Source organism: Bradyrhizobium tropiciagri (genome assembly GCF_001189845.1).
Classification (GTDB): Bacteria; Pseudomonadota; Alphaproteobacteria; order Rhizobiales; family Xanthobacteraceae; genus Bradyrhizobium; species Bradyrhizobium tropiciagri.
This window is the reverse complement of record NZ_LFLZ01000046.1, coordinates 48,114-72,057: the sequence shown is the minus strand read 5'-3', so window position 1 is coordinate 72,057 and position 23,944 is coordinate 48,114. Positions and strand designations below refer to the sequence as shown.

Below are 23,944 nucleotides of genomic sequence, written 5' to 3'. Positions count from 1 at the left end.
GAGGACGGTCGCGCCGAGGCGCGGGTCAGGGGCGCAGGTCCCACGAGAGAGCGCAACCCCTCACCCGGAACGCATCTGGCGATGCGTTCGACCTCTCCCACAGGGGGAGAGGTGGCACTTTCGTTGCGGCGACGGACGCAACTTCATCTTCAACCCGGGTACGTGTAGGCCGTCTTCACCGTGGTGTAGAACTCACGGGCATAGGCGCCCTGTTCGCGCGCGCCGTAGCTCGAGCCCTTGCGGCCGCCGAACGGCACGTGATAATCGACGCCGGCGGTCGGCAGGTTGACCATCACCATGCCGGCCTCGCTGTTGCGCTTGTAGTGCGAGGCGTATTTCAGGCTTGTGGTGCAGATGCCCGAGGCGAGGCCGAACTCGGTGTCGTTGGAGATCGCGAGCGCCTCCTCATAATCCATGGCGCGGATCACGCAGGCGACGGGGCCAAAGATCTCCTCGCGCGCGATGCGCATCTGGTTGCTCGCCCCGGTGAACAGCGCCGGCTGCAGATAGAAGCCGGGCGTCTCGCGGTTCAACAGCTCCCCGCCCCAATGCAGGCGGGCGCCTTCATCCTGGCCGATCTTGATGTAGCGGAGGTCCTGGTCGAGCTGGCTCTGGTCGACGACCGGGCCGACATGCACGCCGCTCTTCAGCGCGTCATCGACCGAAAGCCCCTTCATGCGCTCGGTCATCGCGTCGACGAAGCGGTCGTGAATGCCCGCGGTGACGATCAGGCGCGACGACGCCGTACAGCGCTGGCCGGTCGAGAAATAGGCGCCGTTGACGGCGACCTCGACCGCGACCTTGACGTCGGCGTCGTCGAGCACGACCAGCGGGTTCTTGCCGCCCATCTCGAGCTGGAACTTCTTCATGGGGTTGGAGAGCACGCAGGCCTGCGCGATCTTGCGGCCGGTCTGCACCGAGCCGGTGAAGGAGATCGCGGCGACGTCGGGGTGATCCAGCAGGGTCTGGCCTACCACCGAGCCCGAGCCGACCACAAGGTTGAAGACGCCGGCCGGAATGCCGGAGCGCGCGATGATCTCGGACAGCGCATGCGCGGAGCCCGGCACCAGCTCGGCCGGCTTGAACACCACGGTGTTGCCGTAGCAGAGCGCGGGCGCGATCTTCCAGGCCGGGATGGCGATCGGGAAATTCCAGGGCGTGATCATGCCGACGACGCCGACCGGCTCGCGGGTGATTTCGACGTCGAGGCCCGGACGAACCGATGCACCCTTCTCGCCCATCAGCCGCAGCGCCTCGCCGGCGAAGAACGCAAAGATCTGCCCGGCGCGTGCGACCTCGCCGATGCCCTCGGGGAGCGTCTTGCCTTCCTCGCGTGCCAGCAGGCGGCCAAGTTCTTCCTTGCGGGCGAGGATTTCGACCGAGATCTTGGTCAGCGCGTCAAAGCGCTCCTGCGGCGTCGAGCGCGCCCAAGCCGGGAACGCGGCCTTCGCGGCGGCGATCGCTTTCTCGGTCTGCGCCTTGTCGGCCTTGGCGTATTCGCCGACCACGTCCTTGGTGTTGGAGGGGTTGATGTCCCGCGTGATGCTGGTTCCGTCGACCCATTCGCCGGCGATGAAGTTCTTCTGGTGGGCGGTCATTGTTCTCTCCAACCTTTTGTTGTTGTTAGCGCACGAGGCACGGACGCTTGTCGTCGAAGGTCCAGCCCGGGATCAGGAACTGCATGGCCAGTGCGTCGTCGCGGGCGCCGAGACCATGCTGCTTGTATAGCGCGTTCGCGGCCGCGATGGCACCGCGATCGAGCTCGATGCCAAGGCCCGGCCGATCCGGGATCGCGATCTTGCCGCCCTTGATCTGCAGCGGCTCCTTGGTCAACGCCTGGCCGTCCTGCCAGATCCAGTGGGTGTCGATCGCGGTCACCTTGCCGGGCGCCGCGGCGCCGACATGGGTGAACATCGCCAGCGAAATGTCGAAATGGTTGTTGGAGTGCGAGCCCCAGGTCAGGCCGTTGTCGCGGCAGGTCTGCGCCACCCGCACCGAGCCCTGCATGGTCCAGAAATGCGGATCGGCGAGCGGAATGTCGACCGCCCCGAGCCGCAGCGCATGTGAGAGTTGGCGCCAGTCGGTCGCGATCATGTTGGTCGCGGTGGGTAGCCCGGTGGCGCGGCGGAACTCGGCCATGATCTCGCGGCCGGAGAAGCCGGCCTCGGCGCCGCAGGGATCCTCGGCATAGGCAAGCACGCCATGCATGTCGCTGCAGAGTCGGATCGCCTCGTCGAGCGACCAGGCGCCATTCGGATCGAGCGTGACACGTGCCTTCGGGAAGCGCTTTGCAATGGCGGTGACGGCCTCGATCTCCGCTTCGCCGGCGAGCACGCCGCCCTTGAGCTTGAAATCGGCGAAGCGTAATGCGCCTGCGTCGCCTCGGCGAGGCGCACGATCGCCTCCGGCGTCATCGCCATCTGATGGCGCAGATTGAACCAGTCGGGCTTGCCGGTCTCGCCTTCGACGTAAGGAAGGCTGGTCTTCCTGCGATCGCCGACAAAGAAGAGATAGCCGAGCGTCTCGACATCAGTGCGCTGCTGGCCTTCGCCGAGCAGCGCTGCGACCGGAAGATTGAGATGCTGGCCGAGCAGATCGAGCAGCGCGGACTCCACCGCGGTCACCGCGTGAATGGTGACGCGGAGGTCAAAGGTCTGCTTGCCGCGGCCGCCGGCGTCGCGGTCGGCGAAGGCCTGGCGCATCGAGGCCAGGATGCTGTTGCAGGCCCCGATGGTCTGGCCGACGACGAGGTCGCGGGCGTCCTCGAGCGTCTTCCTGATCTTCTCGCCGCCCGGCACCTCGCCGACGCCGGTGTGGCCGGAATTGTCGGTGAGGATGACGAGGTTGCGCGTGAAGAACGGCGCGTGCGCACCGCTCAGATTGAGGAGCATGCCGTCGCGGCCGGCGACCGGGATCACCTCCATCGCGGTGACGACGGGGGCGCCGGCAAAGCCGGTGCGGATCGTGTCTTGAATCATCTGCTCCTCCCTTCGTTCTTTGCCGTGCGGCTTATTCTGCGGCCTGTTGCGCTGCTGCCTGCGGCCGCTTCGCCACCAGTGCCGCGAGCTCGGCGATCTCCTGCTCGGTGAGATCGGTGAGCGGCGGCCGCACCGGGCCGGAATCGCGGCCGATCACCTTCATGCCGGCCTTGATGATCGACACCGCGTAACCCTTCTTGCGGTTGCGTATCGCGATCAGCGGCAGGATGAAATCCTTCAGGCCTGCATGGATGGTCTGATGATCGCGCCGGCGCACCGCGGCGTAGAATTGGGTGGCAAATTCCGGCACGAAGTTGAACACCGCCGACGAGTACGTCGTCACGCCCATGTCGAGATAGGGCAGCGCGAAGGTTTCCGCAGTCGGCAGGCCGCCGATATAGGTCAGGCGGTCGCCCATCTTGGTGTAGACGCGGGTCATCAGCTCGATGTCGCCGATGCCGTCCTTGTAGCCGACGAGGTTCGGGCAGCGCTCGCAGAGCCGCGCCAGCGTATCGGGCTGCAGGATCGCGTTGTCGCGGTTGTAGACGATGACGCCGATCTTCACCGACGAGCACACCGCCTCGACATGCGCGGCAAGGCCATCCTGCTCGGCATGCGTGAGATAGGGCGGCAACAGCAAGAGGCCATCGGCGCCGGCCTTCTCGGCGCCAACAGCGATCTCGCGCGCGATCGCGGTGCCGTAGCCGGTGCCAGCCAGCACGGGAACGCGGCCCTTGGTCTCGTCGACGGCGATCTTGACGACGTGCGGAACTTCAGCAGGGGTCAGCGAGAAGAACTCGCCGGTGCCGCCGGCGGCGAACAGGCCGGCGACGTCATAGCCGCACAGCCAGTCCATGTTGGCGCGATAGGTCGCCTCGTCGAACGAATAATCCGCGTTGAACGGGGTCACGGGAAAAGACAGGAGGCCGCCGCCGATTCTCGCGGCCATCTCCCGAGGGGTCATCTTGCTCATGGCGCCACTCCTTGAATGATGTTGGGACAGGGATGCGCGAGCGCGCGTCCATGGCGGAGTTTCTAGGAAATGGTTCGATGCGCGTCCAAGCCAAACGCGGTATCGAGCGATGCTAACTCTGCATCAATCGCCGCGCAGCTGCGGCGCTGCGATTTCGGTTGCGATCTCGATCAATGACGGCAGCAGCTGGTTCTCGTGATCGCGCCGCCACACCATGAACAGTTCGACCGGCACCGGCGTGCGCAGCTTCAGCGGCTTCAGCTTGACGTCCGCGATCTTCAGGCTGGCGGCGGCCTCCGGCACGATCGCGACGCCGAGCCCGGCGCGCACCATCGCGAGGATGGAATGGATCTGGCTGAGGTGCTGCACGTAGCGCGGCAGCACGTCGGCGCGGGTGAACATCGACACCAGCAGATCGTGGAAATAGCGCGCCTCATAGGGCGAATACATCACGAAGGGTTGGTCGTCGAAATCCTTGATGCTGATCGTCTCGACTGCGGCCAGCGGATGCTTCTTCGGGATCGCGGCGAGCAGCGGCTCGGCGACGACGCGGCGGCTGGCGAATTCCGGCCGCGCGATCGGCGGGCGCAGCAGGCCGGCATCGATCTGGCCAGTCGTGAGCGCCTCGAACTGATCGCCGGAGACCATCTCCTTCAGGGAGAAATCCACCTCGGGCAGGCGGGAGCGGGCGGCCGCGATCAAGTCGGGCAGGAAGCCGTAGGCGGCGGCGGCCGTGAAGCCGATCTTGAGCGAGCCGGTCTTGCCGAGCGCGATGCGGCGGGCGACCTGCGAGGCGGACTCCGCGAGCTTGAGGATGCGCCGCGCCTCGGGCAGGAAGCTGCGGCCTGCCGGGGTCAGCCGCACCGAGCGGCTGGTGCGTTCCAAGAGCGGCGCGTCGATGATGTGCTCGAGGACCTGGATCTGCCGGCTCAGCGGCGGCTGGGTCATGTTGAGCCGCGCCGCGGCGCGGCCGAAGTGCAATTCTTCGGCCACCGTGACGAAACAGCGGAGCTGGCTCAGGTCGAACATCGATGCTAACCCGGAATGGATCGATCGGGGATTTGTACGTTCTAGCATCGATGCCTCCCACTGGCCAAGAAGACAAAGACGGCGGCCGGGGCCGCCGTTTTCTGAGGTTTGTGCCCAAATCCATCCCCGTCATTGCGAGCCAACGGGTCGCGCGAACGCGCGCCCGATGACAGGCTCCGCGAAGCAATCCATCGCGCGGCATATGCCGAAGCATGGATTGCTTCGTCGCTTCAGCGCAAAATTGCTTTGCAATTTTGTCGCGAGCTCCTCGCAATGACGGGCCGTAGACATCAGGCCGCCTTCAGCTGCACCCGCTTGATCTCGCCGACGATGAACAAATAGGCGATCGCCGCGACCAGCGCGTTGGCGCCGACGAATACCAGCGCGCCGTTGAACGAGCCGGTGGCGGCCAGGATGTAGCCGATGATGATCGGCGTCGTGATCGAGGACAGATTGCCGAAGGTGTTGAACAACCCGCCGGAGACGCCGCCGGCTTCCTTCGGCGAGGTGTCGGAGACCACGGCCCAGCCGAGCGCGCCGATGCCCTTGCCGAAGAAGGCGAGCGCCATGAAGCCGATCACCAGCGCCTGGCTGTCGACGTAGTTGCAACCGATGATCACCATCGACAGCAGCATGCCGCCGACGATCGGGATCTTGCGCGCCATGGTCAGCGAGCCGGAGCGGCGCAGGATGTAATCCGAGATGACGCCGCCGAGCACGCCGCCGATGAAGCCGCACAGCGCCGGCAGGGTCGCGACGAAGCCGGCCTGCAGGATCGAGAGCCCGCGTTCCTTCACCAGGTAGACCGGGAACCAGGTCAGGAAGAAATAGGTCAGGGTGTTGATGCAGTACTGGCCGATATAGACGCCGAGCATCATGCGGTTGGCGAGCAGTTGGCGGATGTGATCCCAGCGCGGGCCGCTGTCAGGCGCCTTGCCGTCCTTCGCCGCATCCATGTCGACCAGAGCGCCGCCCTGCTTGATGTAGTCGAGCTCGGCCTCGTTGATCGCGGGATGGTCCTTCGGCTCGTAGATCGTCTTGATCCAGACGATCCCCATGATGATACCGAGCCCGCCCATCACGTAGAACACGTGGCTCCAGCCATGCTCATGCGCGATCCAGCCCATCAGCGGCGCGAAGATCACGGTCGCGAAATACTGCCCTGAATTGAAGAAGGCCGATGCGGTGCCGCGCTCGTTGCCCGGGAACCAGGCCGCGACGATGCGCGCATTGGCCGGGAATGACGGCGCCTCGGCAATGCCGACCAGGAAGCGCAGCGCGAACAGCACGACGACGGCGGTTCCTGCGGCCAGGAATCCGACCATGCCCTGCATTGCGGTGAGCACCGACCATACGATGATGCTGATCGCGTACACCCATTTGGAGCCGTAGCGGTCGAGCAGCCAGCCGCACGGCACCTGGGCGATCACATAGGACCAGCCGAAGGCCGAGAACACGTAACCCATCGCGACGGGGTCGAGATGCAGTTCCTTGGAGAGGGCGGGGCCGGCGATCGAGAGCGTGGCGCGATCGGCATAGTTCACGGTGGTGACGAGAAACAGCATCGTCACGATCAACAGCCGGACGCGGGATCGCCGCGCATCCGTGGCGGACACAATTGCGCTCATTCGCGCCTCCTTGGAAATTTCCTCGGGGTCTGTCCTAGAGAGATGACGACAATGGGTCCAAGCCGAAACGGGTATTGATCCATACCGGTTTTGAATTGATCGGCCCGGTGTCATGCCACCTTTGGGCTCGAACCACATGCTTCGACGTCATCCTGAGGTGCGAGCCTTGCGATGCGGTCGCATCGCAAGGCGAAGCCTCGAAGGATGGGCCACAGGCGCTCGCGGCCCATCCTTCGAGGCTCGCCTAGCGGCGCAAGTGCGCCGCAATGCTCGTACCTCAGGATGACGTCTTGCCAAGGTCGAACAATAACTGTACTATTTGTACAGTTATTAGCAGCAGCGACGCTGCGCCTGCCGATCGAGGTCGAATGTTCATGACCACGCTGCGCGACTATGAGGTGTTCGAGGCAGGCAGGGTGACCTTGCAGGGCGGCGCGGTCTTTCCGCAGCTTACGCTCGCCTACAAGACCTACGGCAGGCTGAATGCGGCCAGGGACAACGTCATCCTCTATCCGACATCGTTCGCCGCGCAACATATCGATATCGAATGGCTGGTGCAGCCGGGCGGGGCGCTCGATCCCGGGCGTTACTTCATCGTCATCGCGAACCTGTTCGGCAACGGCCTGTCATCCTCGCCCTCAAATTCGAGCGAGGTGCTCGGCGGTGCGCCGTTTCCGGCCTTCACCTATCACGATGCAATCGCGATCCAGCGGCGGCTGCTGGTCGAACGGTTTGGCGTGACCAGGCTCGCGCTGGTTTATGGCTGGTCGATGGGCGGCATGCAGGCCTATCACTGGGCTGCGCGTTATCCCGACATGGTCGAGCGCGCGGCGGTGGTCTGCGGCAGCGCAGGGTGCTCGCCGTATAATCACGTCTTCCTCGAAGGCGTGAAGGCCGCGCTGACTGCAGACCCGGCCTACCGGGATGGCCGCTTCGTCAGCAAGCCTGCGGCGGGCCTGCGCGCGATGGGACGCGTCTACGCCGGTTGGGCGATGTCGCACGAGTTCTATCGCGAGGAAGTCTGGCGCAAGGCCGGCTTCAGCTCGCTGGAAGATTGTCTTGCAGGATCGTGGGACGGTGCTTTCGCGCGGCGCGATGCGAATGACCTGCTGGCGCAGGTCGCGATCTGGCAGGCCGGCGACATCAGCCGCTGCGACGAATTTGGCGGCGACTTCGATCGCGCGCTCGCAGCGATCAGGGCGCACATGCTGCTGATGCCGGGGCGTACCGACCGCTATTTTGATCCGCGCGACAACGAGGATGAGCTCGGCCGCCTGGTCAATGCACGTTCCGCCGTGCTGCACGCAATCCCCTCGATCCACGGCCACCGCGCCGGCAATCCGATCAACAACGCCGAAGACCGCGCCTTCATCAACGCCGAAATATCGGCGCTGCTGCAACGTTGACAAATGAGACGACCATGAGCACCGCAGAGACCAGTGACGCCGGACCGCGCCTGAAGCCGCTCAGCCCGCTGACCCTGCGCGACCTGTCGACCAAGTCGAACCTGGCCGGCGCGGTGCGCGCGGCAAGCCACTATGGGATGATCGTGATCGGCGGCATGCTGATCTGGCTGGTCTCGTCGCGTTACGGCCTGCCATGGGCGCTGCCGCTGATCGCCATCCAGGGTTACTTCGTCGCGTTCCTGTTCATGGTGGTGCATGAGACCGCGCACAAGACCGCGTTCCGCAGCCATGCCCTCAATCTTGTCGTCGGCAATCTGTCCGCCTTCATGATCGGATTGCCCTATCAATATTACTGCCTGTTTCACTGGGACCATCATCGCTACACCCAGGATCCGGAGAAGGACCCGGAGTTGATCGTCGGTCCCAAGCCCGCGTCCGACACCCAGCTCGCGATCGCCTATTCGGGACTGCTGCAGGTCTTGGTCCGCATCCGCCTGATGCTACGGCATGCCCTCACGGGACAAGTGGTCGTGCCGTGGATTCCAGCGCACAAGCGCGCCGCGATCGTGCTCGAGGCAAGGCTCTATCTCGCCGGCTATCTGCTGTTGCTCGCTGCATCGCTCGCGCTGCACAGTGCGATCCTGCTCTGGGCCTGGATCGTGCCGCTGCTGGCCGGTCAGCTCATCCTGCGCCCCTATCTCTATGCCGAGCACACCGGTTGCGAGCGGACGCGGAGCGCATTCGAGAACACACGGACCACGATGACCGGCCGGATCATGAAGTGGTTCACCTGGAACATGCCTTACCATGTCGAGCACCACGCCTATCCGACGGTGCCGTTCCATGCGTTGCCGAAGCTGAATGCCATCGTCGATGGCCACATCGTCTATCGCGGCCGCAACTACCGCGCGGTGACGCGCGAGACCTGGGCCTGGTTCCGCCGCCAGCGGCAGCGCTCGGCCTAAGCGTCGGCGCGCGGCCGGAGCACCAGATTAACGAGATTGCGCGCATAGGCGGGCGTCAACGGCTTGATGCCGAAGACATAGCGATAGAACAGGCTGCCGTAGATCGCGTCATAGATATCGCCCGGCACGCCCGGCGCACCGATGCTGCCGTCCTTCTGACCGGCGGTGATGATCTCGAGCATCCTGGCGCGGCGAAGACCGAGATAGCGCTCGTAGAACAGCTCGGCTGTGCCGGTCTTCGAGATGCATTCCGAGATCACCGCGAGCTGCACCCGCCCGAACTCGCCCTGCAGCGCCTCGACATAGGTCGCGACATGGCGGCGGATGCGGGCCACGGGATTACCCGCCTCAGGCAGCGGCACGGCCCGCGAGGCCTGGTCGAGGAAGGCATCGATCAGCAAGGCCTCGCGCGATGGCCACCATTTGTAGATCGTCATCTTCGAGACGTTGGAATGTTTGGCGATCGCGTCGATGGTGGTCGCGGCAAGGCCTGTTGTCGCCATCAGCGTATAGGCGCTTTGCAGGATCGCGGCCGTGGTCGCGGCGGAGCGCGGCCGGCCGCGCCGTCCCGCCGTCGCATCCTCGGTCTCCGCCTTGCTCGCCATGGGTGCGATTTGTGTCCTGCGTCGTTGAATCACTCCGCTGCATGCGGACATAGCATGAAATCGCGGTCGGTTTCAGATCATCGCTGTCGCTGATAGTGTACAACGCGCCAGCGAAGACCCAGCCGCTGTTCAAACAGGAGTGTCCCGTGAAGGCCGTCTACAGTGATCTGCACCGCAGCCATGATCCGCAGTTCTTCCTGGTCCGCGGTGTGGTCCAGCGCACCACCGAGCAGCCCGAGCGCGCCGACCGCCTGCTGGCGGGCCTGAAAGCCGGCAGGCACACGCTGATCGAGCCGACCAAATTCGGACAGGGGCCGCGGGCGCGCGTGCACAGCCCTGAATATCTGAGCTTTCTCGAAGGTGCCTGGGACGAATGGTCGGCGCTCGGCAATGCCGGACCGGAAATGATCGCGAACGTGCATCCGGTGCGTAACCCCGGCACCTATCCCACCCACATCGTCGGCAAGCTCGGCTGGCATACGGTCGACACCGCGGCCCCGATCGGCCCCGGCACCTGGGCCGGCGCTTGCGCCTCGAGCGACGTCGCGGTCACCGCGGCGCAGATGGTGCTCGACGGCGAGGACGCCGTCTACGCGCTGTGCCGTCCACCCGGCCACCACGCCTACCGCGATCTCGCCGGCGGCTTCTGCTTCCTCAACAACAGCGCGATCGCGGCCGAGCATCTGCGCCAGAAGCACGAGCGCGTCGCAATCCTCGATGTCGACGTGCATCACGGCAACGGCACGCAGGGCATCTTTTACGAGCGGGGCGATGTCTTCACCGTCTCGATCCACGCCGATCCGTCGTTCTTCTACCCGTTCGTCTGGGGCTATGCGCATGAACGCGGCGCCGGGCCCGGCCTCGGCACCAATCTCAATATTCCCCTGGCCAAGGGTACCGGCGACGACGACTACATCAAGGCGCTCGCTCTGGCGGAGAAGACGATCCGTTCCTTCGCGCCGACCGCGCTCGTGGTTGCGCTCGGTCTCGACGCCTCCGAGAAGGACCCGCTGGCGGGCCTCGCCGTCACCACCGACGGCTTCCGGCGGATCGGCGAGGCGCTGGCGCGGTTCGGCCTGCCGACCGTGCTGGTGCAGGAGGGCGGCTATCTCTCCGACATCCTCGGTGCCAATCTGACGGCGGTGCTCGGCGGATTCGAGGCCGCGCGCTAGCGTGGGTTTCGAATGACGTGGCGACCGGTTCGCGTGAAGAAAGCCCGTCAAAACAACAGGCTGGAGCATCGGTTGTGATGGATCAGAACCGATGCCCCAGCGCGTGCGCCACAACAGGGCGTCGTGGGCTTGCACGATTGCAACCAAACCCGGATCATGCCGTTGGTATTCGGCGCTGGCTTATGATCTCGCCTGGCGGCATCGGCCGGCCGGGCGGGCAGCAACGCGAGGACGGCCATGAGCGACCTGCTTCGCATCGCCATCGTCGGTTTCGGCGAGATCGCCTGCCGGCAGCACGTGCCTGCGATCGCGAAGACGTCAGGCGCCGCACTCGTGGCGGTGGTCGATCCTGCCAAGACCCCATCCGGCCTGCCGCATTTCCGCGATTTGCCGGAGTTGTTGCGCGACGGGCCGGAGATCGATGCGGTCGCGCTGTGCACGCCTCCGCAGATGCGTCATGTACAGGCTGCCGCGGCGCTCGCCGCCGGCAAGCATGTGCTGCTGGAGAAGCCACCTGGAGCCACGGTAAGCGAGCTCACGCCGTTGATCGCGACCGCGCACGAGGCAAACAGGACATTATTCGCGACATGGCATTCGCGTTACGCGCCCGCAGTTGGTCCGGCGCGAAAATTGCTCGCTGGACGCACGATCAACAGGGTAACGGTCATCTGGAAGGAAGACGTCCGCGTCTGGCATCCCGGCCAGGCGTGGATCTTCGAGGCGGGTGGCCTCGGCGTGTTCGATCCCGGCATCAACGCGCTATCGATCCTGACCGAGATCCTGCCGTATCCGGTCTTTGTCAAAAGTGCGGTGCTGGACTTTCCCGCCAATCGGGAGACGCCGATTGCAGCCACCATCGAGCTGTCCGATGCGAACGGCTTGCCGATCCACGCCGAATTCGATTTTCGCCAGAGCGGGGCGCCGAGCTGGGACATCCTGTGCGAGACCGAGGCCGGGCCCGTGATGCTGTCGAAAGGCGGACGGCAGCTGCGCGATGGCAACAGGTTGATCGTCGATGCCACCGACGAGGAATATCCCGCGCTGTACCGCCGCTTTGTCACGTTGACGTCGGACGGAAAATCCGACGTCGACCTCGCACCCTTGCGGCTCGCCGCCGATAGCTTCATGCTGGGGCGACGGCGCCTCGTCGAGGCGTTCGAGGACTGAAAATGACATCAGCCAGCATTGCTCGCGCGCCATTCGGCAAGTTGCACGACGGCACCGTGGTCGAACGCGTGACGTTGCGCGGCGAACACGGCTTTGAAGCTGCCATCCTTCCCTTCGGCGCCACGCTGCAAGCGCTGCTCACACCGGATCGCGACGGCCGTTGCGACGATATCGTGCTGGGCCACGACGAGCTCGACGGTTACCTCGCGCAGCGTAAATTCTTCGGCGCGACGATCGGGCGCTATGCCAACCGGATCGCCGGCGGGCGCTTCGTGCTCGATGGCGAGACGGTGAACCTCGAGGCCAACAACGGCCCCAACGCGCTGCACGGCGGGCCGCAGGGCTTTGACCGCAGGCTGTGGCGGATCGTTGAACTGTCGGACGATCCAGCGCCGACGCTGGTGCTGGAACGCGAAAGCCCGCATGGCGAAGAGGGCTATCCGGGCACTCTCGCGACGCGCGTGACTTATCGTGTCCGCGATTCGATGGAACTCGCGGTCACCTATGAGGCGACCACCGACCGGCCGACCTACATCAATCTTACCAATCACAGCTTCTTCAATCTCGACGGCGCGCGCGCGGGCACGCCAATCCTCGATCACCGGCTGACGATCGCGTCCGACCATTTCCTTGCGGTGGACGCCACGGCGATCCCGCTGCCGGAACCGCCGCGGCCGGTCGACGCCACGCCGTTCGACTTCCGCAAGCCAACGGCGATCGGCGCGCGGATCAGGATGAATGACGAGCAACTGCGGCTCGGGCGCGGCTACGACCACAATTTCTGCCTGGCCTCGGGGACGGGCCTTCACTTTGCCGCGCGCCTCGAGGCGCCGCACAGCGGCCGCGTGATGGAGCTGTTCACCGATCAGCCGGGATTGCAGTTCTATTCCGGCAACTTCCTCGACGGCTCGACGGCCGGCAAGGGTGATCGGTTGTACCGGCAATCCGACGCGCTCTGTCTCGAGCCGCACGCCTGGCCGGATACGCCGAACCGGCCGGATTTCCCGTCGGCGCGGCTCGATCCCGGCCAGATCTACCGGCGCAGCATCGTCTACTGCTTTTCAACCGTGTGAGTGCCGCCATGACCGACCGTGCCGCCGAGCCGCCGATCGAAGAGGTGCCGATATCCGTGCTGTCGGCCGAGCGTTGTCATCTCGGCGAAGGCCCGGCCTATGACGCATCGACCGACACCGCTTGGTGGTTCGACATCCGCGAGCGGCGCCTGTTCGAGCATCGCTTTGCAGATGGCCGCACCATCATTCACGCGCTGCCGAAGATGGCGAGCGCGTTGGCGCGGATCGACGGCGAGCGGCAGCTGATCCTTGCCGAAGATGGGCTCTACGTCCGGCAGGTCGCCGACGGCCGCCTGGAACTGTTTGCCGCGCTGGAGGCCGACAATCCGCTGACGCGCTCCAACGATGCACGCGTGCATCCGTCGGGCACCTTCTGGCTCGGCACCATGGGGCGCCAGGCCGAGCAGAGCGCCGGCGCGATCTACGCGCTGCACCGGGGCCGCATCACGCGGCTTTATCCCGGGATCACGATCCCGAATGCGATCTGCTTTTCGCCGGCGGGCGACGTCGGCTACTTCGCCGACACCGCGACCAACGTGCTGCATCGCGTGCCGCTCGATCCGGCAACGGGATTGCCGACCGGCGAGCCGATCGATTTGATCAGACATCAAGGCGTCGGCGGGCTCGACGGCGCGATCGTCGATGCCGACGGCATGATCTGGAACGCGCGCTGGGGCGGCGGCTGCGTCGATGTCTACGATCCCTCCGGCCGGCATCTGCGCTCGCTGAAGGTGCCGGCGAAGCAATCGAGCTGTCCGGCCTTTGTCGGCCGCGATTTTGCGCGTGTGCTGGTCACCTCGGCCTGGCAGGACATGGACGAGGCGCAGCGCGCGGCCGATCCCGGGCACGGCCAGACCTTTCTGCTCGATGCCGCGGCACGCGGCCGGGCCGAGCCTGACGTCAAACTGTCCTGACGAGAGCGGACGCAGGCCGCCTTGTTGACGCGACCTGATTATTTGGACGATAGTACAAATATGGTCCGCAAGCCCACCAAGTCCAACGTAAAGGCCGTGAGCACGCGCAAGCCGAACATGCGCGAGGCGATCCTCGCCGCGGCGGAGGAGTTGTTCTCGACCTACGGCTTCAACGCCGTCTCGGTGCGCGACATCGCGCAGGCCGCCGGCGCCAATCCCGGCAGCGTGACCTATCATTTCAAGACCAAGGACGGCCTGCTGCTCGAGATCTATCGGCGCCATTGCGGCCCGATGAACCGTCGGCGCTCCGAGCTTCTGGCGGCGGCGCGGCGGGTGCGCGACCTGCAGGACCGGCTGGAGGCGATCGTGCGTGCCTATGTGCTGCCGGCCTTCACCTCGGGCAGCGACCTTGCCGGCGGCGGAACGCGGTTCACGCGGTTGCGCGCAATCATGTCGGCCGAAGGCAACGAGGTTGTGCGCAAGATCATCGCGCAGACCTTCGACGACACCAGCCACGCCTTCATCGACGCGATCCACGAGAGTCTGCCGCATATTCCGCGGACCGATCTGGTCTGGCGCGGCCACTTTCTGCTCGGCGCGCTCTATTACACGCTGGTGACGCCGGAGCGCGTGTCGCGCCTGTCGCGCGGCAGCGCCGACGGCACCGACGCCGGCCACGCCATCGAGGAGCTGGTGCGCGCAACTGTTGCTGCGCTGCAAGCCGCGCCGCTCGATCCGCCGATATCAGCGCCGCGCAAGGTGCCGGGCGCAGCTCCAGGACGAGCGCTGACCTGACCCCGCGGAGTTCGTCGCCATGGAGAAACTTCGGCTCCGCACGGTGCTTGGCAATCACCCCCACGTCCAGGCGGTGAAGCGCGGTGAGCTGCGCTCGGAACTGTTCGACCTCGACTTCACCGAGTTCACGCCGACCAATGCCGCGTTCAAGCCGATGGTGCGCGAGCAGGCGTTCGACGTCTGCGAGATGGCGATCGTGACCTATCTGATGGCAAAGGCCTACGGCAAGCCGCTGGTGCTGCTGCCGGCGGCGATGGTCGGCCGCTTCCAGCACGGCTACGCGCTCTATCGTGCCGACCGCGGCACGCTCACGCCTGCCGATCTGGAAGGCAAGCGGGTCGGTATCCGCTCGTTCACGACCACGACCGGAGCGTGGATGCGCGGCATCCTCGCCAACGACCATGGCGTCAACCTCGACAGGATCAACTGGGTGACCTTCGAGGATCCGCATGTCGCCGAATATGTCGATCGCACCGAGCGCGCCCCGAAGGGCGGCAGCATCATCCAGATGCTGAAAGACGGCGAGCTCGACGCCGTGCTTGGCGAGACCTCGAACGATCCGGCGCTCAGGCCGTTGTTCGCCGATCCGCCCGCGGAGGCGGCGCGGTGGTACGCGCGGCATAGCGTCGTGCCGGTCAATCATCTGGTGGTGGTGACAACGCGGCTCGCGGCGTCGCGGCCGGACGTGGTGCGGAGCCTCTACGATCTCCTCAAGCGCAGCAAGGCCAACGCCGGTCCGCCCGGCGTGCCTGATCTGGTGCCGTTCGGCGTCGAGGCGAACCGTAAGCCGCTCGGGCTGATGATCGACTATTGCGCCCAGCAGGCGTTGATCCCCCGGCGCGTCACGGTCGACGAGCTGTTCGACGACACAACACGGGACTTGAACTGATGACCATCTCCAGCGATCCGCGGCAGTGGCAGGTCGGCATGCTCGGCTATGGCGAGGTCGGTCGCATCCTCGCCGAAGATCTGCGCCAGCAGGGTGTGAAGGTTGCAGCCTGCGACATCAAGCTCGACCGCGGGCAGGGCGCGCCGCTGCGCGCGCATGCGGCGGAAACCGGCGTCGTGCTTGCGGAATCGCATGCCGATCTTGCGGCGCGGGCCGATTTCATCATCTCGGCGGTGACGGCGAGCCAGGCGGTGCCGGTGGCCGAGGCCTGCGCGCCCGCAATCCGGAAGGGCGCCTGGTTCCTCGATTTCAACTCGGCCTCGCCCGGTGCCAAGCAGCGCGCGGCGGCCCACATCGATGGCGCCGGCGGCCGCTACGTCGAGGGCGCGGTGATGACCTCGCTGCCGCCGTACCGGATCAAGGTGCCGCTGCTGCTCGGCGGCCGCGGCGCCCGCGAACTGGCGCCGCTCCTGGCTGCGCTCGGCTTCGCGGCGAAGGTAGCAAGCGACGAGCTTGGCGTGTCCTCGGCGGTCAAGATGTGCCGCAGCATCATGATCAAGGGGCTCGAGGCGATGGTGATCGAGAGTTTCACCACCGCGCGCGCCTATGGCGTCGAGGACGCGGTGCTGGCCTCGCTCAAGGAGACCTTCCCTGGCATCGACTGGGAGAAGCAGGGCGCCTACTTCTTCCAGCGGGTGATCGAGCACGGCCGGCGGCGCGCCGAGGAGGTGCGCGAGGTGGCGGAGACCGTGCGCGAGGCCGGGCTGACGCCATGGTCCGCGTCCGGGACCGCCGAGCGGCAAGGCTGGATCGCCGATCTTGCCGATGAGGGCGTGTTCGGACGCAAGGGCACCGCGGACTTCGCCCGCAGCGCCGATTGGCGCACCGAGGCCGACCGGATTCTCGCGCGCATTAAATCCTGAGCAGGGCGCGCGGAGAATCCGCCGCGTTCCCTGGCGCCGCGCAATGCGCTATTGCTCCGTAAACAGTTTCGTTTTGGAGGCACTCCCATGAAGAATTCCGGCAAGGTCGTCGCCATCACCGGCGCGGCGCGTGGCATCGGCAAGGCCTGCGCCGCGCGCTTCCTGTCCGATGGCGCCAGGGTCGTCATCTCGGATGTCGATGCCACCGGGCTGGTCCACACCGCCCAGGAACTCGGACAGGTCGATCAGTTGCGGGCCGTCGAAGCCGATGTCAGCAAGCGCGCTGACGTTGATCGCATCGTCGCCACGGCGGTGAAGGAGTTCGGCCGGCTCGACGTCATGGTCAACAATGCCGGCGTCGCGCGCAATCGCGACTTCCTCGACATCACCGAGGCCGAGTTCGATGACGTGATGGGGATCAACCTGAAGGGCGCATTCTTCGGCGTGCAGGCCGCGGCGCGCCAGATGATCGCGCAGGGCGGCGGCGGTGTCGTCGTCAACATGTCCTCGGTCAATGCGCTGCTCGCGATCCCCTCGCTTGCGACCTACGCGATGTCCAAGGGCGCGATGAAGCAGCTCACCTCGGTGGCCGCCGTGGCGCTGGCGCCGCACGGCATTCGCGTCGTGGCGGTCGGGCCCGGCACGATCCTGACCGAGATGGTGGCGACGGCGATCTTCTCGTCGGAGGACGCGCGGCGCAGCGTGCTGTCACGTACACCGGCCGGCCGCTGCGGCGAGCCGAGCGAGGTTGCCTCGGTCGTCGCATTCCTCGCCAGCGACGATGCCTCCTACATCACCGGCCAGACCATCTATCCCGATGGCGGGCGGTTGATCCTCAATTACACGGTGCCGGTCCACGACAAGAAGTAGGCGAGGGTCGAGCGCAGGCGGTGAAGATTCTCCCTCCCCCGTTCTTACGGGGAGAGGGTTGGGGTGAGGGGCTATCGCCGCGCCAATGCTAGTAGCGGGATTCGCGGAGGCTCCCCCTCACCCGGATCGCATCTTCGATGCGATCCGACCTCTCCCCGCAAGCGGGGCGAGGTAAGAAGACCGCTCTACCGGCCCTTGAACTGCGGCTTGCGCTTTTCCATGAAGGCGTTGCGGCCTTCGCGGAAATCCGCGCTGTCCATGCAGTCGATGCCGATCTGCTTGATCGCGGCCATGTCGCGATCGGCGGGATCCTTCAGCACCTGCGCGATGGTGATCTTGGCGGCCTTGATCGCCAGCGGCGCGTTGCCCGAGATGGTGCGCGCGATCTCCATGGTCGCGTCCCAGAGCTCGGCATCCGGCAGCACGCGATCGACGAGGCCGATCCGCAGCGCTTCCGCGGAATCGATCCGCATCCCCGTATACATGATCAGCCGCGCCCAGGACGGGCCGACCAGCGACACCAGATGGCGCAAGCCGTCATAGCCATAGGCGATGCCGAGCTTGGCGGCGGGAATGCCGAACTGGCCGCTGGCGCCTGCGATGCGGATATCGGTCAGCATCGCGACCTGCATTCCGCCGCCGAGACAGAAGCCGCGGATGCAGGCAATGGTCGGCTTCGGGTAGTCGGCGAGCAAAGCGCGCTGGGCGGCGCTGCGCCGCGAATATTCCTCGGAGGCCTCGGCGTTGTGTCTCGTCTTCTCGAATTGGCTGATATCGGCGCCCGACACGAAGGCCTTGTCGCCGGCGCGACCAGGATCACGACACGGACCGCCGGATCGTCGCGCAGGGCGATCAACGCCTCACCGAGCCCTTCCCACATCTCCAGCGACATCGCGTTGCGCTTGCCGGGGTTGTTGAAGGTGATGACGCCGACGCCGTCGACCACACTTTGCAGGATCTTGCCGTCGGCGAGCGACTTCTCTGAGATATTGGGCATATGAGGGTCCGGTCTGATTTCGGCCAAAGCTAGCACCCGCTCGTGCGCCGAGGCAGGCGGTTTAGGGCACGGCGCGATTGCATCGGCGTGTGGCAACTCTCCCGGTAGTTGTACGGCTCGCAAAATAAACTGCCGCGTAAGGGTTGCGCCATAGAGTGCGCCGCCCGCGCTCCGTCCCGGCTTAACGTTTTCCTAGTTTTTCGACGGTACGACTGTACGCACCTGCGCGCCAGGACCCTCCCGCGGCGCGCTGGGACGCGTGCTGCAGCCTTCACGCTGCCATCGCGTCGGTAGCGGAAGTCCCACCACCGGACCGACCCGGGATGTCGGTCAACCCAGACCTCCGTGCACTCACATCGCCTCGGGCGAGGTCCAGTCGTGTCTGTCGAAAAGTTCCTCAAGCAACGCGCGGTCAGGATCACGGTCAACGGCAGCTACACGCTGCCGAACTGGTACGACGCGCAGGGCAAGCTGCGCACCTTCGCCTGCCGCACCACGCGCGTGTCGCCGTTCCGCATGATCGTGGACGTGCCTGTCGTCGGCAAGGTCGGCGACCGGCTGACCTCATATTTCGAGGAGTTCGGCAAGTTCGAGGGCTGCATCACCGATACGATGAGCGGCAGCTTCCTGCTCGAGCTCGAGATGACGCATGCAAGGCGCGAGAAGTTCGCCGACAAGCTGACCTGGATCGAGAAGAAGCAGAAGGATCCGAGCGTCCGCGAGGCGCGCAACAATCCGCGTTTCGTTCCGGTCGCGCCGCATGCGATGCTGACGCTGGCGGACGGCACCGTGCAGAGCTGCTTCATCATCGATATGTCGCTGTCGGGGGCCGCGGTGTCCTCCGAGGTGCAGCCGCCGGTCGGCATGCCGCTGGCGATCGGAGCTTGTGTCGGGCGCGTGGTCCGGCATCTGCCGAACGGCTTCGCCATCAAATTCGTCGAGAGCTACAAGCAGGGCGATCTCGGCCGCCTGATCGCGCGCAAGTCCAAGGACCTGCTGGTGGTGTCGGCCGACGCGGACTCTGTTGCCTGAACCGCCGGGCTCCGCCGCTTCGCTACAGCTGTTCCGGATCCTCGGCTGCGCGCATGCGCGCGATGCTGTCCTCGGCAGCAGTCGCACCGGCCGCCGCGATCGCAATCTCGCGCGCCAGGTTGGTGCATTCGGCCCACAGCAGGAAGAACACCAGCGGCGGCCGCTCGCGCGCCTCCAGCATCTGCCGGCAGCGCTCCGCGGCGCCGTCGAGCGCCCACCACTGCCGGGCGACGACCATGACCTTGCGGAAGCTTCGCAGCGTGCCGGAGAATTTCTGCGGATCGGCATTCACGATGGCGCCGCAATGGTTCAGCCAGTTCAGCGCCGCATAGATCGCGATGCCGTAATCCTCGATCGCGGTTCCCGTGAAATCGACGACGGTGTTGTCGTGGGCGCGCTGGCGCAGGAAGGCATCGATCGTCTCGGCCTGGCGGGCCGGATCGGTCAGCAGCGCGGTATCCTTCCGTGGCACCATCGGGACATAGCGCATCGCTTCGAGGCGGGTGTGCTCCCAGATCGCCCTGGCATCGCCGAGCAGGTCGCCGGGCTTGCGCTTGCAGGCCGGATAGACCAGCACGCCATTGTCGGCGAGATCGAGATAGCGCGGCACCACCTTGTCGAGCGCGGCGAGAAACGCACAGGGGTCGGTGAGGCCGCGCAAGTCGCTGGCGGCATCCTCCGCTTGTGCAGGCCTGTTGACGCGTGTCCAGCCGAAATTGGCCATCCCCGGGCGCCTCGATCTCAACCTGTGTGTCAGGTTAGATGGAAAATGCGGCGATGCAAATGCGGCATTTGCCGCCATGCGGCCGTGCGTGCCGGCTGCTGCCGGTTGACGCGGGGTAGCGCCGCGCCTAGCTCATGCTTAACCGTACGCAACGCAGGTTGCCGCCGCTTTCGGGACGTATCGCCATGACCGCGTCTGATCGCCAATTGCATTGGCAGACCGTCTATCTGACCAAGGGCGAGCAGCAGGTGAGCTGGTCGCAAGCCGATCCGCAGCCTTCGCTGCGCCTGATCGAATCCGTGGCGCCGGGCCGCGACGCGTCGATCATCGACATCGGCGGCGGGGCCTCGCGCCTCGTCGATGCGCTGCTGATGCGCGGCTTCCATGATCTGACCGTGCTCGATCTCTCCGAGGCGGCGCTGGCGAGCGCGCGGAAGCGCATCGGCGCGACCGGCGATGCGGTGCTCTGGGTCGCCGATGATGCGACGGTCTGGCAGCTGCCGCGGGCCTCGACATCTGGCACGATCGTGCGGCGTTTCATTTTCTGGTCGAGGCGAACGATCGCGCGGCCTATCTCGACCGGCTGCATCGCGGCGTCAAGGCAGGCGGCCACGCCGTGATCGGCACCTTCGCGCTGGACGGTCCGGAGAAATGCAGCGGGCTGCCGGTGCAGCGCTATGATCCCGCAGCGCTCGGCCGGGCCATCGGTCCGGCATTCGAATTGATCGCGCATGAGGCGCACCGGCACGTCACGCCCTGGGGCGCGACGCAGTCGTTCCAGTTCAGTGTGCTGCGGCGCAGGTGATAGGCCGCGGAGGAGAGGTGAGATGACGGACGCGCCACGGACGATCGGCGAGATCGCGAGCTATCACGCCCATGTCTATTACGATCCCGCAACCAGCCGCGGCGAGGCCGAGCGCCTGCGCAACTGGATGGGCGAGCGTTTCCTGGTCACGCTTGGGCGCTGGCACGACGTCAAGGTCGGCCCGCACGATCAGGCGATGTATCAGGTGGCGTTTGTGGCCGAGCTGTTTCCGACCCTGGTGCCGTGGCTGATGCTCAACCACGGCAGCCTGAGCATCCTGGTCCATCCCAACACGACCAATCCGCGCCGCGATCATCGCGACGATCCGCTCTGGATCGGCACGCCGCTCGCCGTCCATGCCGACAAGCTGCCCGAAGAGGCCGAGATGGAGCAGGCGCCGGCACCGAATACGTCGCCGACATTGCGTCCCTGAGCGCTGCCGGCCCGGTCGGCCGGGTGCGTAAATTTTGACGCAATTCAATTACAACCAAGTCGTTTCAAACTCATCGCGTTTTGCAACGTGAGGTTAAGCCGGCGTTCCTAGGTTCACCCGATAATTTCAGGGTTGGGCGCATTGGGCATGTTCTTTTCATTCCGAAGCTGGGCGCTGTGGCGGGTCGTCGGCCCTCTGCTGGCGATCGTGCTGCTGCTCGGCGGCCTGTCGGCGGGCAGCCTGCAGGTGATGTCCGCGGTCAGGGCCTATGTCGCCGGCGAAAGCATGTGGTCGAAGGGGCAGAAGGACGCCATTCACTACCTCCAGACCTATGTCAGCACCGGCGCGCCGCTCTATTTGCAGAAGTTCGACGCCGCGATCGCGGTGCCGCTGGCCGATCGCACGGCGCGGCGCGCGCTGGAATCGCCGGGCAATAACGACGCGGTGGCCCGCGCCGGTTTCGCCAAAGCGGGTAATCATGATGACGACATCGGCGGCCTGATCTGGCTGTTCAAATATTTCCGCAAGATGCACCACGTGGCCGGCGCGGTGACGGCGTGGCGGAATTCGGATGCGCTGCTCGATCAATTGATCGAGATCAGGAACGAGGCCGCCAACGACGTCGCGCTGCATGATCCCTCGGCTGCGGCCATCAAGCACTGGGCCGAGCGGATCGGTGCGGTCGATGCCGCAATGAGCACGCTCGCCGTCGATTTCTCGGATGAATTGGGCAAGGCGTCGCGCCAGGTTTCCGCGCTGCTGCTGCTGGTCAATCTCGGGATCGCGGCCTGCCTTGCCGGCATCGTGCTGTTCCACACGCGGCGGATGCTGTGGCGGCGCTGGCTTGCCGAGACCGCGCTCGCCGTCGAGAAGGAGCGCGCCCAGCTCACGCTGGCCTCGATCGGCGATGCTGTCATCGTGACCACGGAGGACGATCGCGTCGGCTACATGAACGCCGCCGCGGAGCGGCTGATCGCGTCGGGGCAGGACGTGACAGGGTGGCAGCTTTCATCGCTGTTCAACATCGCCGAGCAGCCGGTGCGCGGATCGTTCCAGAGCGCGGATGACGATGACGAAAGCCGGCCGCAGCAGCCGCTCCTGGTGCGGCCGGATCATTCCAGCGTGCCGGTCTCGGTGGTCGAGACCCCGATCGTGCATGAAGGCGAACCGTCCGGCCGCGTCATGATCATTCACGACATGACCGCCGAGCGGCGGCTGGTCGAGGAACTGGCGTGGGCCGCCTCGCACGACGCGCTCACCGGCCTTGCGAACCGGCGACAGTTCGAGTTCGAGCTGCACAAGGCGATGTCGGGCGCACCGGCGGCGGGCGCCGATCTGATGCTGATCGACCTCGACCAGTTCAAGATCGTCAACGACACCTGCGGCCACATGGCCGGCGATCGGCTGCTGAGACAGGTGGCGCGGTTGCTGACCGCCGAGGTTGGCGACAACGGGCTGGTTGCGCGTCTCGGCGGCGACGAATTCGGCATTCTGCTGCGCGACGACGGCTCCGCCACGCACGACGTTGCCGCCGATGTCGCGGAGCGGATCAGGGCGGTGGTCGAGCAGTCGAACTTCGTCCATGAGGGCTCGAGCTTCAGGATCAGCGCAAGCATCGGCCTGGTCGGGCTTGCCGACAGCGCCGGCGTGCAGGACGCGCTGCGGCTTGCCGACGTCGCCTGCTTCCTCGCCAAGGACAAGGGACGCAACCGCGTCCAGGAGCACCGTCCGTCCGATACCGGCATGGCGGTGCGGGTTGCCGAGATGAGCTGGGTCAATCGCATCCGCAAGGGATTGGACGAGGGCCGCTTCTGCCTCTACGAGCAGGAGATCCGCCCGGTGAACGGCCTGCTGAGGGGCAACGATCGGCGCGAGCTGCTGCTGCGCCTGCGCGACGAGAACGGCGCCCTGGTGCCGCCCGGCAGCTTCCTGCCCGCGGCCGAGCGTTACGGACTGATGCCGCTGATCGACCGCTGGGTGGTGCGCCGCGCCTTCGAGATCATCGCCGAGCGCAAGCACCATCCGCGCAAGATCGCGAGCTACGCCATCAACCTGTCCGGCGCCACTATCGGTGACAGCGACTTCGTCGACTTCGTCGCCGGGCTGTTCGCGCAACACGACGTCCCGCCGGCGCTGGTCTGTTTCGAGATCACCGAGACCAGTGCGATCTCCAATCTCGACGAAGCGCAGACATTCATCGCGCGCTTGCGCGAGATCGGCTGCAGCTTCTCGCTCGACGATTTCGGCACCGGCATGTCCTCGATCGCCTATCTGAAGCACCTGCCGGTCGACATCATCAAGATCGACGGTTCGTTCGTGAAGGAGATCCTGAACAGCAAGGTCGATCGCGCGATGGTGGAGATGATCACCAAGACCGCCAAGATCATGCAGAAGCAGGTGGTTGCGGAGTTCGTCGAGAGCCTCGCGATCCTGGACGAGCTGCGCCAGATCGGGGTCGACTACGTCCAGGGTTACGCGATCGGGAAGCCGGTCCCGGTGCTGACGCTGCGGGAAGAAAAGATCGCCTGAGTCGCCGAGATTGTCCCGAATCGGGACTTTTTGGGCC

19 protein-coding genes and 3 pseudogenes are annotated in these 23,944 nt (G+C 65.7%); 14 read left to right on the top strand and 8 right to left on the bottom strand.

The window, feature by feature from the left end; translation table 11 throughout:
• Nucleotides 1-149: 149 nt before the first annotated feature.
• From AKN84_RS29615 to AKN84_RS29595, 5 genes and pseudogenes are all read right to left on the bottom strand, one after another.
• Nucleotides 150-1,598, bottom strand: coding sequence for an aldehyde dehydrogenase family protein (locus AKN84_RS29615; RefSeq protein WP_050424050.1), 1,449 nt, complete (start codon nt 1,596-1,598; stop codon nt 150-152).
• Between the two features lie 25 nt (nt 1,599-1,623).
• Nucleotides 1,624-2,978, bottom strand: a pseudogene (gudD, locus tag AKN84_RS29610) (glucarate dehydratase).
• A 31-nt stretch (nt 2,979-3,009) separates the two neighbouring features.
• Complete coding sequence (kdgD, locus tag AKN84_RS29605; RefSeq protein ID WP_050424049.1) at nt 3,010-3,951, bottom strand: 5-dehydro-4-deoxyglucarate dehydratase; 942 nt, start codon at nt 3,949-3,951, stop codon at nt 3,010-3,012.
• 123 nt (nt 3,952-4,074) lie between these two features.
• Entirely contained in the window at nt 4,075-4,980 is a 906-nt protein-coding gene (locus tag AKN84_RS29600; RefSeq protein ID WP_050424048.1) for a LysR family transcriptional regulator, read from the bottom strand.
• Nucleotides 4,981-5,270: 290 nt separating this feature from the next.
• Nucleotides 5,271-6,608, bottom strand: coding sequence for an MFS transporter (locus AKN84_RS29595; RefSeq protein ID WP_050424047.1), 1,338 nt, complete (start codon nt 6,606-6,608; stop codon nt 5,271-5,273).
• 374 nt (nt 6,609-6,982) lie between these two features.
• On the opposite strand from AKN84_RS29595, the gene AKN84_RS29590 reads away from it, so the two are divergent.
• Complete coding sequence (locus tag AKN84_RS29590) at nt 6,983-8,014, top strand: alpha/beta fold hydrolase (RefSeq protein WP_050424058.1); 1,032 nt, start codon at nt 6,983-6,985, stop codon at nt 8,012-8,014.
• Between the two features lie 14 nt (nt 8,015-8,028).
• Nucleotides 8,029-8,979 carry a fatty acid desaturase gene (locus AKN84_RS29585; protein WP_050424046.1) on the top strand — a complete coding sequence of 317 codons (951 nt, stop codon included), beginning with the start codon at nt 8,029-8,031 and terminating at the stop codon, nt 8,977-8,979.
• Here AKN84_RS29585 and AKN84_RS29580 read toward each other — a convergent pair.
• Entirely contained in the window at nt 8,976-9,584 is a 609-nt protein-coding gene (locus AKN84_RS29580) for a TetR/AcrR family transcriptional regulator (protein WP_050424045.1), read from the bottom strand. The two genes, AKN84_RS29585 and AKN84_RS29580, sit on opposite strands and share 4 nt — an antisense overlap.
• 146 nt (nt 9,585-9,730) lie before the next feature.
• On the opposite strand from AKN84_RS29580, the gene AKN84_RS29575 reads away from it, so the two are divergent.
• The 8 genes from AKN84_RS29575 to AKN84_RS29540 all read left to right on the top strand — a co-directional run bounded on the left by AKN84_RS29575 (nt 9,731) and on the right by AKN84_RS29540 (nt 17,387).
• On the top strand, nt 9,731-10,756 hold the full coding sequence (locus AKN84_RS29575; RefSeq protein ID WP_050424057.1) for a histone deacetylase family protein: 1,026 nt from the start codon (nt 9,731-9,733) through the stop codon (nt 10,754-10,756).
• Between the two features lie 237 nt (nt 10,757-10,993).
• A complete protein-coding gene (locus AKN84_RS29570; RefSeq protein WP_050424044.1) occupies nt 10,994-11,923 on the top strand; it encodes a Gfo/Idh/MocA family protein in 930 nt (309 codons plus the stop codon).
• Nucleotides 11,924-11,925: 2 nt separating this feature from the next.
• Entirely contained in the window at nt 11,926-12,996 is a 1,071-nt protein-coding gene (locus tag AKN84_RS29565; protein WP_050424043.1) for an aldose epimerase family protein, read from the top strand.
• 35 nt (nt 12,997-13,031) lie between these two features.
• Entirely contained in the window at nt 13,032-13,910 is an 879-nt protein-coding gene (locus AKN84_RS29560; protein WP_050424056.1) for an SMP-30/gluconolactonase/LRE family protein, read from the top strand.
• 60 nt (nt 13,911-13,970) lie between these two features.
• Nucleotides 13,971-14,705: a TetR/AcrR family transcriptional regulator gene (locus AKN84_RS29555; protein WP_050424042.1), complete on the top strand. Its 735-nt coding sequence runs from the start codon at nt 13,971-13,973 to the stop codon at nt 14,703-14,705.
• 19 nt (nt 14,706-14,724) lie between these two features.
• Nucleotides 14,725-15,594, top strand: a complete 870-nt coding sequence (locus AKN84_RS29550) for an ABC transporter substrate-binding protein (RefSeq protein WP_050424041.1) — start codon at nt 14,725-14,727, stop codon at nt 15,592-15,594.
• The gene (locus AKN84_RS29545) at nt 15,594-16,517 is read left to right on the top strand and encodes a DUF1932 domain-containing protein (RefSeq protein WP_128971267.1); all 924 of its coding nucleotides are present in this window, start codon (nt 15,594-15,596) and stop codon (nt 16,515-16,517) included. The genes AKN84_RS29550 and AKN84_RS29545 overlap by 1 nt, the downstream gene beginning before the upstream one ends.
• 87 nt (nt 16,518-16,604) lie before the next feature.
• Nucleotides 16,605-17,387, top strand: a complete 783-nt coding sequence (locus tag AKN84_RS29540) for an SDR family NAD(P)-dependent oxidoreductase (RefSeq protein WP_050424040.1) — start codon at nt 16,605-16,607, stop codon at nt 17,385-17,387.
• A gap of 185 nt (nt 17,388-17,572) precedes the next feature.
• Here the strand turns inward: AKN84_RS29540 and AKN84_RS29535 are convergent.
• Nucleotides 17,573-18,384, bottom strand: a pseudogene (locus tag AKN84_RS29535) (enoyl-CoA hydratase).
• Between the two features lie 378 nt (nt 18,385-18,762).
• Between AKN84_RS29535 and AKN84_RS29530 the strand changes: the two are divergent.
• Nucleotides 18,763-19,416 carry a PilZ domain-containing protein gene (locus tag AKN84_RS29530; protein ID WP_050424039.1) on the top strand — a complete coding sequence of 218 codons (654 nt, stop codon included), beginning with the start codon at nt 18,763-18,765 and terminating at the stop codon, nt 19,414-19,416.
• Nucleotides 19,417-19,438: 22 nt separating this feature from the next.
• On the opposite strand, the gene AKN84_RS29525 is transcribed toward AKN84_RS29530, so the two are convergent.
• Nucleotides 19,439-20,140, bottom strand: coding sequence for a hypothetical protein (locus AKN84_RS29525; RefSeq protein WP_050424038.1), 702 nt, complete (start codon nt 20,138-20,140; stop codon nt 19,439-19,441).
• Between the two features lie 185 nt (nt 20,141-20,325).
• Between AKN84_RS29525 and AKN84_RS29520 the strand changes: the two are divergent.
• From AKN84_RS29520 to AKN84_RS29510, 3 genes and pseudogenes are all read left to right on the top strand, one after another.
• Nucleotides 20,326-20,945: pseudogene (locus AKN84_RS29520) on the top strand (class I SAM-dependent methyltransferase).
• A 22-nt stretch (nt 20,946-20,967) separates the two neighbouring features.
• Nucleotides 20,968-21,378, top strand: coding sequence for a DOPA 4,5-dioxygenase family protein (locus tag AKN84_RS29515; protein WP_050424037.1), 411 nt, complete (start codon nt 20,968-20,970; stop codon nt 21,376-21,378).
• A gap of 147 nt (nt 21,379-21,525) precedes the next feature.
• On the top strand, nt 21,526-23,907 hold the full coding sequence (locus AKN84_RS29510) for a putative bifunctional diguanylate cyclase/phosphodiesterase (RefSeq protein WP_050424036.1): 2,382 nt from the start codon (nt 21,526-21,528) through the stop codon (nt 23,905-23,907).
• The last annotated feature ends 37 nt before the right edge of the window (nt 23,908-23,944 follow it).

Coding starts and splice junctions, on each gene's coding strand:
- AKN84_RS29525 (WP_050424038.1), bottom strand. CDS start 20,140: ATGGCCAATTTCGGCTGGACACGCGTCAACAGGCCTGCACAAGCGGAG.
- kdgD (WP_050424049.1), bottom strand. CDS start 3,951: ATGAGCAAGATGACCCCTCGGGAGATGGCCGCGAGAATCGGCGGCGGC.
- AKN84_RS29590 (WP_050424058.1), top strand. CDS start 6,983: ATGACCACGCTGCGCGACTATGAGGTGTTCGAGGCAGGCAGGGTGACC.
- AKN84_RS29565 (WP_050424043.1), top strand. CDS start 11,926: ATGACATCAGCCAGCATTGCTCGCGCGCCATTCGGCAAGTTGCACGAC.
- AKN84_RS29580 (WP_050424045.1), bottom strand. CDS start 9,584: ATGGCGAGCAAGGCGGAGACCGAGGATGCGACGGCGGGACGGCGCGGC.
- AKN84_RS29615 (WP_050424050.1), bottom strand. CDS start 1,598: ATGACCGCCCACCAGAAGAACTTCATCGCCGGCGAATGGGTCGACGGA.
- AKN84_RS29600 (WP_050424048.1), bottom strand. CDS start 4,980: ATGTTCGACCTGAGCCAGCTCCGCTGTTTCGTCACGGTGGCCGAAGAA.
- AKN84_RS29510 (WP_050424036.1), top strand. CDS start 21,526: ATGTTCTTTTCATTCCGAAGCTGGGCGCTGTGGCGGGTCGTCGGCCCT.
- AKN84_RS29585 (WP_050424046.1), top strand. CDS start 8,029: ATGAGCACCGCAGAGACCAGTGACGCCGGACCGCGCCTGAAGCCGCTC.
- AKN84_RS29570 (WP_050424044.1), top strand. CDS start 10,994: ATGAGCGACCTGCTTCGCATCGCCATCGTCGGTTTCGGCGAGATCGCC.
- AKN84_RS29515 (WP_050424037.1), top strand. CDS start 20,968: ATGACGGACGCGCCACGGACGATCGGCGAGATCGCGAGCTATCACGCC.
- AKN84_RS29550 (WP_050424041.1), top strand. CDS start 14,725: ATGGAGAAACTTCGGCTCCGCACGGTGCTTGGCAATCACCCCCACGTC.
- AKN84_RS29555 (WP_050424042.1), top strand. CDS start 13,971: ATGGTCCGCAAGCCCACCAAGTCCAACGTAAAGGCCGTGAGCACGCGC.
- AKN84_RS29540 (WP_050424040.1), top strand. CDS start 16,605: ATGAAGAATTCCGGCAAGGTCGTCGCCATCACCGGCGCGGCGCGTGGC.
- AKN84_RS29545 (WP_128971267.1), top strand. CDS start 15,594: ATGACCATCTCCAGCGATCCGCGGCAGTGGCAGGTCGGCATGCTCGGC.
- AKN84_RS29595 (WP_050424047.1), bottom strand. CDS start 6,608: ATGAGCGCAATTGTGTCCGCCACGGATGCGCGGCGATCCCGCGTCCGG.